The organism is Micromonospora sp. ATLC20 (genome assembly GCF_057196585.1).
Map to the genome: position 1 here is coordinate 38,496 of NZ_JBXUOV010000005.1, position 14,327 is coordinate 52,822.

Consider the following 14,327-nt stretch of genomic DNA (forward strand, 5'->3'; position numbering starts at 1 on the left):
TGCGGCCGTCGCGACGACCCGGGCCGTCGTCCGTCAGCGGATGTGGTGGAGGCGCGGTCGCCGGCCGTCCCGGAGGGGGGCGGTCAGCCGGCGTCCGGACGCAGGTACGGCGTGAGCAACTCGCGGGCGAGGCTGGTGGCCGCCGGAAGGTCGAGACCGTTCTCGATCATGCGGCTCAGGGCGTAGACGACCGACTGGACGAGTTCCGCCATCCGGTCCGGGTCGCTCGCCCCGTGCTCGGTGAGCGCGGCGCGCAACGGCGCCTCGAGGCTGTCGTGCAGCAGCCGGCTGGAGGTCGCCAGCACCTCGCTGTTGCCCGCCGACGCCAGCGCCCGGGCCAGCGCGTGGTCGCCCCGCGCGACCAGCTGCAGGTTGGCCTCGACGTACGCCAGGATCCTCGCCCCCGGCGTGCGGGCCTCGGCCATCCGCTTCTCGACGAAGGCCGACCACCGGGGGAACGTGTCGGCGACCAGCACGTCGAACATGTCGGTGCGGGACTTGAAATACGAGTACGCGCTGGACCGGGCCAGCCCGGCGTGCCGGGCCACGTCGGCCAGGCTCGGGATCTGCTCCGGGTGCTCGGAGAGCAGGGTGCGGGCGGCGTCGAGCAACGCCGCCCGCTGCGCGGCCCGGTGTTCCGCGACGGTCGAGGCTTGGATCTTCGGCACCGCGACCTCCCCGTGTCTCCCGCCGCCCGTGTCCGGTCCGCGTCGCTCCCTGCTCGTCGCGGTCAGCTGCTCGTGGCGAGCTTGCCGTCGATCATCTCGTAGATGGTGTCACAGTATTGCAGCACGTCGTGATCGTGAGTGACCATCACGACGGCCACCGAGCGCTCCCGCGCCTCCTGGGCGAGCAGCTGCACGATGTCGTGGCTGCGGGCCCGGTCCAGCGCCGCCGTCGGCTCGTCCACCAGCAGCACCGACGGCTCGGTCATCAGCGCCCGGGCGATGCCGACGCGCTGGCGCTCGCCGCCGGAGAGCTGGTGCGGCCGCCGGTCGGCCTTACCGGCCAGGCCGACGTGCGCGAGCATCTCCAGCGGGTCGCGTCCGGTCCGCTCCCGTCGCCCGCCCAGCCGCAGCGGCAGGCGCAGCTGGTCGGCGGCGGTCAGCGCGGGCAGCAGGTTGCCCGACTGGAACACGAACCCCACGTGCCGGCGGCGCAGCTCGGTGCGCGCCCGGCGGCTGGACACGGTCATGTCGTGCCCGGCCACGGTGACGGTGCCCTCGTCGGGGCGGGCCAGCCCGCCGGCCACGGCGAGCAGGCTGGACTTGCCCGCGCCGGACGGCCCGACGATCGCGGCCAGCTCACCCGGCGCGACGGTCAGATCCACGTCGTCGAGCGCGTGCACGGTCTCCGCGCCGTCGCCGTGCCGCAGGTGGACGCCGCGCATGACCAGGCCGAGGTCGGCCGGGGCGGTGCCCGCCGTCGAGGGGGACGCTGTGGGCCGGCTGCTCATCGGTTGCCTCCCAGGGCGGTCGCCGGGTCGATGGAGGTGAGGCGGACGACGGCGGCTGCCGCGCCGACCAGGCCGAGCACGAGCAGGCCGGCCGCGGCGGCGGCGATGCTCTGCGGGTGCAGCGCGAACGGGACGTTGCCGCCCGAGATCAGCGCGCCGAGACCGAGGCCGATCCCCATGCCGACCGCGATGGCGACTGCCAGCAGGATGAGTGCCTGGGTGAGCGCGTCGCGCAGCACCCAGCCGGTCGAGGCACCAAGTGCCCGCAGCACGGCGACCTCCTGCTTGCGCTGGATCGCCCAGACCGCGAAGAACGCGCCGGCCACGAGCGCCGAGATCGCGTAGAGGAAGCCCTGGATCAGCTGGAGCGTGGTGGTCTCGGCGGTGTAGCCGGGCGAGGCGCCGTACGACTCGTCGAGCGTCAGGCTCTCCGTGCCCGCCGCCTTGTCACCGGCGGCCAGGTCCACCGAGGCGCCGTCGGCCGCGCGGACCGCGACGGCGGTGATCTCCTGGGCGGCCTGGGCCGGCACCTGTGCGCCGGCCGGGGTGCCGGACTTGACCTCCTGCCACGTCGCCAGCGGCACGTACGCCACGTCGACGTGGCCGAACGTGTCCTGCTGCTCGGTGACGCCGACGACGCGCAGCCGCGTGCCCAGCCGGTCCACCGTCACCGTGTCGCCGACCCGCAGGCCCGCGTCGATAGCGGTGGGGCTCACCACGATCCCGTCCGCCGGGCCGAGCCGGTCGCCCTCGCTGACGGCGGGCGACAGGAACGATCCGGTCTCGACGCCGAACAGCGCCAGGTCGACCTCGGTGCCCCCGTCGGTACGCCCGTTGATGAGCGTGTTGCCGAACGGGGTCGCCTCGGCCACGCCCGGCTGGTCGCGCCAGGTGTCCACCGCCGAGGCGTCCACCACGCTGCGCGAGAACGCCGAGTCGTGCTGCACGCCGTGGGCGAAGGCGAACGAGGTGACCGGCAGGTTCTGCAGGCCGGAGACGCCGTCACGGACCAGCCCGACGGACAGGCCGGACAACATCACCATCAGCACCGAGATCAGCGCGATCACGGCCCCCATCAGGGCGAACCGCAGCCGCGCGAACCCCAGCTCGCGAATGGCCAGGAACATCAGCCGCCACCTCTCAATCTTGTCGACACCATGTCGCCATGTTAGCAACACGGTGTCGGCAAGATGGTGGTGGTGGTTGTCTAGCCGGCCACACTCCGTGACGGGACCGGCGATGCGCGGCCTGCCGCGCCCGGCGTCAGGCGGTTACCGGGCCCGCGGTGGCGCGGCGCGCGCGCCGTCCGAGGACGGTCACCGCGACCACGATGATCGGCGCGAGCGTGAGGTGACACGCGGCCAGCGTGATCTTGCTGGTGGCGTCCAGGTCGGCGGGCAGCGTCATGGTGGCGATCGTGAGCACCGCGAGCGCCGGGCCGACGATCAGCGCCGCCCGGACCACCCAGGCGAACCGGGGCGCCAGCACGGCGACGGCGGTGAGGCCGAGCGCCAGCGGCAGTGCGCTGAAGCCCGCGACGGTCACCGCGTCGACCTCGACCCGCCGGTCGTCGGCGGTGAACAGGAAGCTGCCGCCGGCCGCCCGGCCGATCGCGTACACGATCAGGTTGACGACCACCGCGACGGCGGTGGCGAGGGCGACGACGGCGGTGCGGGGCAGGTCAGCCACGGGATGTCTCCTCTGCGTGCTCTCGGGTCAGGTACGCCTCGATGCGGGCGAACGCCCCCGTCCAGACCTCGCCGACGAAGAAGTCGCGCAGCTGCGGGGTGGGGAAGCCGCTCTGCACCACAGTCATCAGCGTGCCGCCGTCGCGCGCCTCGAAGGTGACTTCGATGCGCGTGGTCATGGTCGTGCCGTCCGGGCCGGTGCCCGTCGACTCGGTCACCAGCCGGTGCGGGCGGTCGATCTCCAGGAACGTCTGCGTCTCGCGGAACAGCATGTCGGGGGAGGGGCCCCAGACCGCGGTCTGCCTCCCACCGACCCGCAGGTCGACGTCGATCTCCACGATGCCGGGCTCCTCGTCGAGGATGCCGAACCAGATCTTCTGTTTGCCGGCGTCGGTGTAGGCGTCGAACGCCTCGTCAGGGGTGCCCGGAAGGTGTCGTGTCACTCGCATGTGGAGCGTCATGGTCGCGGTCCTCCGTGGTGAGTGTGAGGTAGGCGTCGAGGCCGTCGAGGCGACGGGCCCAGAGCCGTCGGTAGAAGGCGATCCAGGCCATCGCCGAGTCCAGCGGTGCCTCGCTGAGCCGGCACTGCCGGGACCGGCCGACCTTGCGCGTCACCACGAGGCCCGCGTCCTCCAGCGCGCGGACGTGCTTGCGCATGCCGGTGAGGGTCATCCCGGTGGGCTCGGTGAGCTCGCTGATGGTGGCCGGGCCGGCGCCGAGCCGGATCAGGATGTCGCGCCGGGTCGGGTCGGCCAGGCTGGCGAACACCCGGTCGAGCGTCTCTTGCTGAACCACGAGGTTCACCGTACGACACTGAACCGATCGGTTCAACGTCTTGCCGGAGGTGGGCGTGGCGGAAGCACCTCGACTGCGGGGCCGCTGGGTGCCACCCATTGCCCAGTGGTCTGACCACCTGGAGGAATTGTGGTGGCGGCGGGGTGGATTGCAGGCGCTCACCCGTTCGGCGCGACGGCCTCGGGCGTTCGGTCCGGTCTGGCTCAGTTGTGCGGCACTGCGCGCCTGCACCTGTCCCGGCCTGCGGGAATGTTCCCCGATTCGGGTAACGGAAAGGTCACGAGGTATTCCTGCGACGCGGTCGCGCTCGGTACGTTCCACGAGGCATGAGGTCAGACCTCGATCCTCATGCCTCTAGCTGACGAGGTGAGCAGACCAGTGCAGGAACCCGCCCCCCGCTACGCCGGATACCGGTCCTTCGACTACCTGGTGCCGCATGTGGACTACAAGGTCTTCGAGCTCGCGCCGCAGATCGGCCGGGTGCCGGAACACGACCTCGGCCTGAGCGACGAGCAGCGAGCCCGGGTCTCCCGGCTGCTGCGTGAGCACATGGCCATCTCGCTCCACGAACACCCGAAGATCCTGCCGGCCGACGTGACGCAGTTGCGCGACTACAACCGGACCGGCCGTAACGCCTTCGGGTTCGAGGGCCTGGCCCGCTCCGGCATGACCGCGGTCTTCGACAACTTCATGAACGGCACCGGCTGCGTGACCAGCGAGCACGCCTGGAAGTGGGACGACGTCATCTACGACATCGGCCTGCGCTTCGCCGACGTCGCCAAGCAGGACCACGTGGTGGTGGCGACCACGCTCGAACAGATCTTCGAGGCCAAGCGCAACGGGCAGATCGCCCTGGTGGCCGGCCTGGAAGCAGCCACGATGATCGAGAACGAGCTGGACCGGATCGACATCCTCTACGGCTTCGGCGTACGCCAGATGGGCATCGCGTACAGCCAGGCGAACATGCTCGGTTCCGGCCTCTCCGAGGACCGCGACGGCGGGCTGACGCACTTCGGCCGACGTGCGGTGGACCGGATGAACAAGCTCGGCATCGCCATCGACATCTCGCACTCCGGCGACCAGACGTCGCTGGACGTGATCGAGGCCAGCCGGGTGCCGGTGTTCATCACCCACGCCGGTGCCCGCTCGGTCTGGAACACCCCCCGGATGAAGCCGGACGAGGTGATCCGGGCCTGCGCCGAGCGGGGTGGCGTGATCGGCATCGAGGCCGCTCCGCACACCACCCTCTCGGACGACCACCCGCACCACTCGATCGAGTCGGTGATGGACCACTTCACCTACTGCGTGGAGTTGGTCGGCATCGACCACGTCGCGTTCGGCCCGGACACCAACTTCGGTGACCACGTCGGACTGCACGACAGCTTTACCCAGCACCTGGCGATCGGAAAGGCCCACGGCGTGGTGGACCACCCTCGGGTTCCGTACGTGAGTGGCATGGAGAACCCGGCGGAGTGCTTCAGCAACATCGTCGGGTGGTTGGTCACGCACGGTTACTCCGACGAGGAGATCGCCAAGGTCATCGGCGGCAACATCATCCGGGTTCTTCAGGAGGTTTGGTGAACAAGACAGTCAAGGGTCGGTGGCGGCTCGCTGTCGCGCTCGGCGTGGCGGCCACGCTCGGTGTCTCCGGCTGCGGCCTGAACGAGGAGACGTCCTCCTCCAGTGGTTCGTCGTCGGACTCGGTGCTGCGGATCGGCACCACCACCGACGTGAGCAACTTCAACCCGCTCCAGTCGCTGAGCAAGACGGACTCGTGGATCCTCAACGCGATGTACCCGCACCTGCTGCGGATCGACGAGAACGCGAAGAAGTCGCCGGAGCTGGCCAAGGAGTACCGCTACGAGGACGACGGCAAGACCGCCGTCTTCGTGCTGCGCGACGACTTCAAGTGGACCGACGGCAAGCCGGTGGTCGCCGAGGACGTGAAGTTCTCCGCCGAGTCGATCATGAAGTACAAGCTCGGCAACGTCGCGGCGAAGCTGACCTGGGTCGAGTCGGTCGAGGCGCCGGACGCCACCACCGTCAAGTTCAAGCTCTCCCAGCCGTACGCGCCGTTCGCCGAGGGCGTCGGCTTCTGGATGTCGGTCGTGCCGAAGCACATCTTCGAGCCGGCCGGTGACCTGTCCAAGTTCGCCAACGACTCCAACTGGGTCGGCGCCGGGCCGTTCGTCCTGGACAGCATCACCAAGGGCCAGCGCTACGTCATGAAGCGCAACGAGCACTACCCGCTCGCGCCGGGTGGCAAGGCCGCGGTGAGCCAGGTCGAGTACCGGGTCTACCCGGACGTGAACACCATGATGCTGGCGCTGCGCAACGGTGACATCGACATGATGGGCACCCCGGTGCCGGTCTCGGCGGCGAAGACCTTCGAGAACGACGACAAGATCAAGCTGAAGAAGGTCGGCGCCCTCGGCTTCGCGCACCTGACCTACAACATGAAGAACAAGTACCTCGCCGACCAGGACGTCCGGCAGGCGCTGTCGATGGCGGTCGACACCAAGGCGATCATCTCGGCCGTGCTGCAGGGCGACGGCCAGCAGATGGCCGGCCCGATCTCGCCGATCTTCTCCGAGTACGACAACACCGAGCTGCAGCCGTACCCGTTCGACCCGGCGGGCGCGAAGGCCAAGCTCAGCGCGGCCGGCTACAAGGACGCCAACAACGACGGCTTCTTCGACGAGCTGACGTTCGGCGTGGCGTGCGACCAGTCCAACGCCAACATCACCCGGGTCGTGCAGCTGTTCCGGGAGAGCGCGGCCAAGGCCGGCGTGAAGCTGGAGAACGAGTGCGTGGAGCGGAACACCTTCCTCACCCGCACCAAGAACGGCGAGTACGACATCGACGCCTCGCAGTGGGGTGTCTTCGACAACCCGATGGACCAGCTGCGCAGCACCTACCTGTCCAGCAACCCGGGTGGCATCAACTACAACCTGCTCGAGTCGGCGGAGATGGACGCGCTGATCAACGACGCGGCCGGCACCACCGACGCGGAGGCGTTCAAGACCAAGATCAAGAACATTGACAAGGTCGTGCACGAGCAGGCGTACCTGACCCCGCTGTACGTGGAGAACTTCCAGTTCGCCTACAACGCCAGCAAGTTCACCGGCTTCGTCCCGTCGCCGTCGGACCTGCTCGGCATGGTCACCGCGTACTCGCTGGCCCAGGTCACCCCGGTCAAGTAACCCACCCAACCTAGAGGGAGAGGAGGGGTCCCCCGTGGCGCGTTTCGTGCTCAGCCGGGCACTGAAGGCCGTCCTGACCGTGTGGATTGCGATCACTTCGACGTTCTTTCTGCTCCGGCTCCTGCCGGGGGACCCCACGACCCTCATGGTCGAGGGCGACATGACACCGGAGATGCAGGCGGCACTGCTCAAGACGTACGGCCTGGACCGTCCGCTGTGGGAGCAGTACGTGTCGTACCTGCGCGAGCTGGTCCAGGGCAACCTGGGCATCTCGTTCCGCCAGATCCAGCCGGTCACCGACATCATCCTCGACCGGCTGCCCTGGACGTTGCTGCTGGCCGGCAGCGCGTTCGTCCTGACCATCGCCGTCGGTATCCCGATCGGCGTGGCCGCCGCGGTCAACCGCGGCAAGTGGCTCGACCGCGCGTTGCAGGGCTTCGGGATCAGCGCGAACGCGCTGTTCGTGCCGAGCGTCGCGATCCTGCTGCTGGTCTTCTTCGGCGCCCAGCTCGGCTGGTTCCCGATCGGTGGGGCGATCGACCCGGACACCCGGGGCGCGGCGGCCTACCTGAGCCTGGCCCACCACCTGGTGCTGCCGGTGCTCTCCCTGGTCCTGGTGCAGCTCGGCCCGTACGCGCTGACCCTTCGTACCAACATGATCGAAGTCCTCGGCGAGGACTACATCCGCGCCGCGCAGGCGCGTGGTCTCTCGGCCCGGCGCCGGGTGTGGAAGCACGGCCTGCGCAACGCGATCCTGCCGGCACTGACCCTGATGGGCCTGCAACTGGGCACCCTGGTCGGCGGTGCGGTGCTGACCGAGACGGTCTTCGCCTACCCCGGGGTCGGCCGGCTGATCTACGAGGCGGTCGGGCAGCAGGACTACCCGGTGATCCAGGGTGCGTTCATCATGCTCGCCGTCACCGTGGTGATCGCCAACGCCCTGACCGACATGCTCTACGCGGTCCTCAACCCCCGGATCCGGCTGTGAACGCGCGCAGCGTCGCGGCACGTCGCCCGGATCCGTCCGCCGCCACCGAAGGGAGGGTGCCGTGAGTGCCCCCGTGCTGACCGAGCAGGCGCTGCCGCCGGCCCCGGCCGCGCCCAAGCGGTCCTTCCTCTCCGGCTACCTGCGTCAGCCCGTCGTGGCGCTGTCCGTGCTGGTGCTGCTCGTGATGGCGTTGCTGGCGATCTTCGCGCCGCTGATCGCCGACGAGCCCGCCGGCGCGGGCGCGGACGTGCTGCAACCCCCCTCCGGGGCGCACTGGTTCGGCACCGACGACCTCGGGCAGGACATCTTCGCCCAGGTGGTCTGGGGCACCCGGACCAGCATGGTGATCGGCCTGGCCGCGTCACTGCTCGCCATCGTGCTGGGCACCGCGATCGGGCTGGCCGCGGCGTACTTCCGGCCGTTCGACGCGGTCGCCACGGTGATCACCGACGTGATGCTGGCGCTGCCCACCCTGCCGCTGATGATCATGCTGGCGGCGGTGGTCAGCCCGAGCGTCACGACGCTGACCCTGATCATCGGGTTCTTCGCCTGGCCCGAGGTCGCCCGGCTGATCCGGTCGCAGGGCCTGGTGATCAGCGCGATGCCCTACATCGACGGCGCCCGGGTGCTCGGGGCCACCGGCTGGCGGATCGTCACCCGGGAGATCCTGCCCGCCGTCGTCTCGCTGATGGTGGTCAGCGTGCTGCTCACCGCCTCCCGGGCGGTGATCTCCGAGGCGGGCCTGAGCTTCCTCGGCCTCGGCGACCCGGACGCCTGGTCCTGGGGACGGATCCTGCTCAACGCCCAGCGCAGCGGCACGATCGCGATCGCCTGGTGGCAGACGCTCTTCCCGTCCCTGGCGATCTTGTTCCTGGTGCTGGCGGCGACCCTCGCCGGAACCCGGTTCAACGACACCCGCGACCCCCGTCGCAACGGAGGCTGACCATGCGACTGCCCGAGAGCTTCTACCACAGCGTCCGAAGCCGGCTCGCCGAGGCGCTCGAACAACGTGGCCTGGACGGGTTCCTGGCCACCTCGCCGGCGGAGGTCGCCTTCCTCAGCGGATTCTTCTACATCGCCACCGAACGTCCGGTGTATCTCTGGCTGCCGCGTGCGGGGGATCCGCTGCTGGTGATCCCGCGCCTCGACGAGGAGTACGCGGCCCAGCAGGGCGTGACGGTCCCGACCCTCACCTACTTCGAGTACCCGGGCGTGGTCACCGCCGAGGAGACGCTCGCCTCGGCGTTGTCCCGCCCGGGCGGTCCGGTCCGCCGCATCGGCGTGGGCGCGGGCCTGGCGGTCGGCACGTTCCGGGCGCTGGCCGGGGCCATCGACGGGGCCACCCTGGAGACCACGGACGCGGTCGCCGAGCTGCGGCTGCGCAAGTTCCCCGAGGAGATCCCGTTCCACGAGGCCGCCGCGCGGATCTGCGACGAGATGCTGGCCGCCGGACGGGCCCTGATCGAGGAGGCGCTCGCCGCCGGAGGGCCGCTGCCGCGCGAGGACGAGATCGCCCGGCACGTGATCGGCTACGGCACCGACCGGATGTACGCCGATTACGACCTCGTCGTCTACACCACCAAGCTGGCCGGCGGGCTGGTCTACGCCGGCCCGAACTCCGCCCTGCCGCACGGCCTGCCGACCCGTCGGCGGCTCCAGCCGGGCGACACCCTGATCCTCTCCCTCGGCGCGGCGGTGGCCAGCCGGTTCGTGGAGAGCGAACGGACGTTCGTCATCGGCGAGCCCAGCGCCGAGCAGGTGCGCTACTACGAGGCCGACCGGGAGGCCCAGGAGGTGGGCACCCAGGCGATGGTCGCCGGCCGTACCTGCGCCGAGGTCAACCGGATCTGCCTGGACGTCCTGCGGGACCGGGGCCTGGGCGACTACATCCGGCACCGGCAGGGCCACGGCATCGGGCTGCAGAACCACGAGGCGCCCTGGGTCTCCGACGGGGACCACACCGTGCTCGCCCCCGGGATGCTGCTGTCCAGCGAGCCCGGCGTCTACGTGCCCGGCCACGCCGGCTACCGCATCTCCGACACGGTCCTGGTGCAGGACGACGGCCCGCGCCGGCTCACCCGGTACCCGCGTGACCTGGCATCCAACATCATCGAGGGGATCCGATGAGAATCAACGGAGCGGAACTGGTCGTCGAGGCGTTCGGCCCGGTCGACGGCCCGGCCATGATCGTGCACCACGGTGCCCCGGGCCTCGGTTCCCGCCAGGAGCCGAAGCGCTCGTTCGGCCCGTTCGCCGACCGGATGCGGGTCATCGTCTTCGACGCCCGCGGCTCCGGCGAGTCCAGCGACGACGGACCGTTCACCCACGAGCAGTGGGTGGCCGACGTGGACGCCATCCGCGCGCACTTCGGCTACGAGACGATCGTCATGGCCGGCGGTTCGTACGGCGGGTTCATCGCCATGGAGTACGCCATCGCCCACCCGGACCGGGTCTCCGCGCTGGTGCTGCGGGACACCGCCGCGGACACCGCGCACGACCACCTGGCCGTGGAGCGGGCCCGCAACACCGACCGTTCGGTGATCCCGGAGTGGGTCATCGGCCGGATCGGCACCGGCCGGTTCGAGAGCAACGAGCAGTTGCGCGAGTACTGGCGAGCGATCCTGCCGCTCTACGACCACCGGCACGACCCGGCCAAGGACGAGGCGCGGCTAGCCGCCACCCGGTTCCACTACCGCACCCACAACGCCGCCTTCGGGCAGAACATGCCCCGCTACGACCTGAAGCCGAAGCTGCCGTCGATCACGTGCCCGACCCTGGTGACTGTGGGCCGGCACGACTGGCGTACCCCGGTGGCCGCCTCTCAGGTCATCGCGGACCTGGTGCCCCACGGCGAGCTGGTGGTCTTCGAGTCCTCCGGCCACTCGCCGCAGTTGGAGGAGCCAGAGCGGTTCCAGCAGGTGGTGCGGGACTTCCTCAGCCGGGCCGGAGTGCTCCGATGAGCCTGCTGGAGATCGCCGACCTGCGGGTCGCGTTCCCGGGCCCGACCGGCCCGGTGAACGCGGTGAACGGGGTGTCGCTGCGTGTCGAGTCGGGCCAGACCCTTGCCATCCTCGGTGAGTCCGGCTCCGGCAAGAGCGTCACCGCGCAGGCGGTGATGGGCATCCTCGACGTCCCGCCGGCGACGGTCGCCGGCTCGGTCCAGCTGCGGGGCCGGGAGCTGCTGACCCTGCCACGCAAGCAGCGGGAGCGGGTCAGTGGCGAAGAGATCGGGATGGTCTTCCAGGACGCGATGGCCGCGCTCAACCCGGTCTTCACCGTCGGACACCAGATCGTGGAGGTGCTGCGGGTCCGGCGGGGCATGTCCCGGGCCGACGCCCGGCGCCGCGCCGTCGAACTGGTCGACCGGGTGCGGATCCCGGCGGCCAAGGACCGGATCCGGGACTACCCGCACCAGTTCTCCGGCGGCATGCGCCAGCGCATCATGATCGCGTTGGCGATCGCCCTCGAACCGGCCCTGCTGATCGCGGACGAGCCCACCACCGCCCTGGACGTGACCGTGCAGGCCCAGGTGATGGAGTTGCTCGCGGAGATCCAGCGGGACAGCGGAATGGGCCTGCTGCTGATCACACACGACCTGGGCGTGGTCGCCGAGGTCGCCGACGACGTGGCGGTGATGTACGCCGGCCGGATCGTCGAACGGGGCACCGTCGAGCAGATCTTCGCCGGTCCGGCGCACCCCTACACCGAAGGGCTGCTCAACTCGATGCCCCGGGTGGACCGGCGCGACGAGCAGCTCTACGCGATTCCCGGCGCTCCGCCCAACCCGGCTCGGCTCCCCGCCGGCTGCCCGTTCCACCTGCGTTGTCACCGGGTCACCGACGAATGCCGGATCGCCCTGCCGCCGCTGCGGGCGCTGCCGGCCGACCGGGCCAGCGCCTGTCACCACCACGAGGAGGTGCTCGATGCCACCCGCCGATGAGGTCGTGCTGCGGGTCGAGAACCTGGTCAAGCACTTCCCGCTCAAGGGGCGGGTCCCGTTCGCCTCCGGCGGCGTGGTCAAAGCCGTCGACGGTGTCTCCTTCGACCTGCGCCGGGGCGAGACGCTCGGCGTGGTGGGCGAGTCCGGCTGCGGCAAGAGCACGCTGGCCCGCATGCTCGTCGGGCTGGAGCAACCCACCTCCGGCGAGGTGCGCTTCGGCACGTCAGTGGTGCACAAGGCCAGGGGGCGGGAGCTGCGGGCCCTGCGCCGGCGGATCCAGATCGTGCTCCAGGACCCGTACACCTCGCTGAACCCCCGCCGCACGATCCGGGAGATCCTGCTCCAGCCGTTCGAGATCCACCCGGACGTGCTGGACCGCCGGCGCCGGGTCGAGCGGATCAAGGAGCTGCTCGACCTGGTCGGTCTCGACCCCGGCCTGCACCTGGACCGCTACCCGCACCAGTTCTCCGGCGGGCAGCGCCAGCGCATCGGCATCGCCCGGGCGCTCGCGCTGAACCCCGACGTGATCGTCTGCGACGAGCCCGTCTCCGCACTGGACGTGTCGGTCCAGGCGCAGGTGGTCAACCTCCTGGAGCGGCTCCAGGAGGAACTCGGCGTCGCGTACGTCTTCATCGCCCACGACCTGTCCGTGGTGCGCCACATCTCCGACCGGGTCGCCGTGATGTACCTGGGCAAGCTCGTGGAGACCGGCCCGGAGACCAACCTCTACGAGTCGCCCCGGCACCCGTACACCCGGGCGCTGCTGTCGGCCGTGCCGGTGCCGGACCCCGCCGGCCGGCGGCAGCGGCAGCGCATCTTGCTGGCCGGCGACCCGCCCAGCCCGGTCGACCCACCCTCCGGCTGCCGTTTCCGGACCCGCTGCTGGCAGGCGACCGACACCTGTGCCAGTACCGAGCCGCCGCTGGCCGCCGGGCCGCATCCGGTCGCCTGCCACTTCCCGCTGGCCGCGTGACGGCCGGCGATCGCCAAAGGAGAAGCGTCTTGCTGCAAGAACCCGCCCCCCGGTACAAGGGTCACAGGTCGTACTCGTACCTGGAACCGCACTCGGACTACCGGGTGTTCACGTTGGCCGAGGAGATCGGCCGGGTGCCGGAGCACGACCTCGGTCTGACCGACGCCCAGCGGGCGCGGGTGACGCGGCTGCTCACCGAGCACGCCGCCATCTCGCTGCACGAGCATCCGGTGGTCCTGCCCGCCGACGTCCGTGAGCTGCGGGCCTACAACCGCACCGCCCGCCAGCGCACCGGGTACGAGGGGCTGGCGCGCTCGGGCCTGACCGCCGTCTTCGACAACTTCATGGCCGGCGCCTCCTGTGTGACGAGCGAGAACGGTTGGAAGTGGAACGACCTCGTCTACGCCCTCGGGATGCGGATGAGCGACCTCTACAAGCAGGACCACGTCTTCCTGGCCACGTCCCTGGACGACATCCACGCCGCGAAGCGGGACGGCCGACTGGCCCTGGTCGCAGGCCTGGAGTGCAGCAGTCCGATCGAGAACGAGCTGGACCGGATCGACATCCTCTACGGCTTCGGCGTACGCCAGCTCGGCATCGCGTACAGCCAGGCGAACATGCTGGGCGGGGGCCTGTCGGAGAAGCACGACGGCGGGCTGACGCACTTCGGCCGGCGTGCGGTGGACCGGATGAACAAGCTCGGCATCGCCATCGACATCTCGCACTCCGGCGACCAGACCTGCCTGGATGTGATCGAGGCCAGCCGGGTGCCGGTGTTCATCACCCACGCCGGCGCCCGCTCGGTCTGGGACACCTCCCGCATGAAGCCGGACGAGGTGATCCGGGCCTGTGCCGAGCGAGGTGGCGTGATCGGCATCGAGGCCGCCCCGCACACCACGCTCTCGCAGGCGCACCAGCACCATTCGATCGAGTCGGTGATGGACCACTTCACCTACTGCGTCGACCTGGTCGGCATCGACCACGTCACGTTCGGCCCGGACACCATGTTCGGCGACCACGTGGGGGTGCACGACACCTACGCCGGCAACTACGCCCACGACGCCGGCAACCGTCCGCAGCACCCGCGGGTGGAGTACGTGTCCGGGCTGGAGAATCCGGGCGAGGCGTTCGGCAACATCGTGGGCTGGCTGGTGGCGCACGACTACTCCGACGACGAGATCGCCAAGGTGATCGGCGGCAACACGATCCGGGTGCTGGAGCAGGTCTGGTGACGCCGTCCCGGGTGATCGGCTGAGCGCACGCGGACGAACTACACTCCGTACG

At 70.3% G+C, this 14,327-nt stretch carries 15 protein-coding genes; 9 read left to right on the plus strand and 6 right to left on the minus strand.

The window, feature by feature from the left end:
• Positions 1–83 precede the first annotated feature (83 nt).
• The 6 genes from AC2CHG_RS02535 to AC2CHG_RS02560 all read right to left on the minus strand — a co-directional run bounded on the left by AC2CHG_RS02535 (position 84) and on the right by AC2CHG_RS02560 (position 3,939).
• The gene (locus AC2CHG_RS02535; RefSeq protein WP_262011960.1) at positions 84–668 is read right to left on the minus strand and encodes a TetR/AcrR family transcriptional regulator; all 585 of its coding nucleotides are present in this window, start codon (positions 666–668) and stop codon (positions 84–86) included.
• Between the two features lie 62 nt (positions 669–730).
• Entirely contained in the window at positions 731–1,456 is a 726-nt protein-coding gene (locus AC2CHG_RS02540) for an ABC transporter ATP-binding protein (protein WP_262011959.1), read from the minus strand.
• Positions 1,453–2,583, minus strand: coding sequence for an ABC transporter permease (locus tag AC2CHG_RS02545; protein ID WP_484524076.1), 1,131 nt, complete (start codon positions 2,581–2,583; stop codon positions 1,453–1,455). The genes AC2CHG_RS02540 and AC2CHG_RS02545 overlap by 4 nt, the downstream gene beginning before the upstream one ends.
• Positions 2,584–2,719: 136 nt before the next feature.
• Complete coding sequence (locus AC2CHG_RS02550) at positions 2,720–3,145, minus strand: DUF6069 family protein (RefSeq protein WP_262011957.1); 426 nt, start codon at positions 3,143–3,145, stop codon at positions 2,720–2,722.
• Positions 3,138–3,605: an SRPBCC family protein gene (locus AC2CHG_RS02555; RefSeq protein WP_262011956.1), complete on the minus strand. Its 468-nt coding sequence runs from the start codon at positions 3,603–3,605 to the stop codon at positions 3,138–3,140. The genes AC2CHG_RS02550 and AC2CHG_RS02555 overlap by 8 nt, the downstream gene beginning before the upstream one ends.
• On the minus strand, positions 3,559–3,939 hold the full coding sequence (locus AC2CHG_RS02560; RefSeq protein WP_262011955.1) for an ArsR/SmtB family transcription factor: 381 nt from the start codon (positions 3,937–3,939) through the stop codon (positions 3,559–3,561). The genes AC2CHG_RS02555 and AC2CHG_RS02560 overlap by 47 nt, the downstream gene beginning before the upstream one ends.
• Positions 3,940–4,305: 366 nt before the next feature.
• On the opposite strand from AC2CHG_RS02560, the gene AC2CHG_RS02565 reads away from it, so the two are divergent.
• The 9 genes from AC2CHG_RS02565 to AC2CHG_RS02605 all read left to right on the plus strand — a co-directional run bounded on the left by AC2CHG_RS02565 (position 4,306) and on the right by AC2CHG_RS02605 (position 14,275).
• A complete protein-coding gene (locus tag AC2CHG_RS02565; protein ID WP_484524077.1) occupies positions 4,306–5,520 on the plus strand; it encodes a dipeptidase in 1,215 nt (404 codons plus the stop codon).
• Complete coding sequence (locus tag AC2CHG_RS02570; protein ID WP_262011952.1) at positions 5,517–7,142, plus strand: ABC transporter substrate-binding protein; 1,626 nt, start codon at positions 5,517–5,519, stop codon at positions 7,140–7,142. The genes AC2CHG_RS02565 and AC2CHG_RS02570 overlap by 4 nt, the downstream gene beginning before the upstream one ends.
• Before the next feature lie 34 nt (positions 7,143–7,176).
• A complete protein-coding gene (locus tag AC2CHG_RS02575; protein WP_194799043.1) occupies positions 7,177–8,130 on the plus strand; it encodes an ABC transporter permease in 954 nt (317 codons plus the stop codon).
• 61 nt (positions 8,131–8,191) lie between these two features.
• On the plus strand, positions 8,192–9,073 hold the full coding sequence (locus tag AC2CHG_RS02580) for an ABC transporter permease (RefSeq protein ID WP_262011951.1): 882 nt from the start codon (positions 8,192–8,194) through the stop codon (positions 9,071–9,073).
• A gap of 2 nt (positions 9,074–9,075) precedes the next feature.
• Complete coding sequence (locus AC2CHG_RS02585) at positions 9,076–10,257, plus strand: M24 family metallopeptidase (protein WP_484524078.1); 1,182 nt, start codon at positions 9,076–9,078, stop codon at positions 10,255–10,257.
• On the plus strand, positions 10,254–11,090 hold the full coding sequence (locus AC2CHG_RS02590; protein WP_262011949.1) for an alpha/beta fold hydrolase: 837 nt from the start codon (positions 10,254–10,256) through the stop codon (positions 11,088–11,090). Before AC2CHG_RS02585 ends, AC2CHG_RS02590 begins: the two co-directional genes overlap by 4 nt.
• Positions 11,087–12,070, plus strand: coding sequence for an ABC transporter ATP-binding protein (locus AC2CHG_RS02595; RefSeq protein WP_262011948.1), 984 nt, complete (start codon positions 11,087–11,089; stop codon positions 12,068–12,070). Before AC2CHG_RS02590 ends, AC2CHG_RS02595 begins: the two co-directional genes overlap by 4 nt.
• Entirely contained in the window at positions 12,054–13,043 is a 990-nt protein-coding gene (locus tag AC2CHG_RS02600) for an ABC transporter ATP-binding protein (protein WP_484524079.1), read from the plus strand. Before AC2CHG_RS02595 ends, AC2CHG_RS02600 begins: the two co-directional genes overlap by 17 nt.
• 29 nt (positions 13,044–13,072) lie before the next feature.
• Complete coding sequence (locus AC2CHG_RS02605; RefSeq protein ID WP_396882404.1) at positions 13,073–14,275, plus strand: dipeptidase; 1,203 nt, start codon at positions 13,073–13,075, stop codon at positions 14,273–14,275.
• Positions 14,276–14,327: the final 52 nt, after the last annotated feature.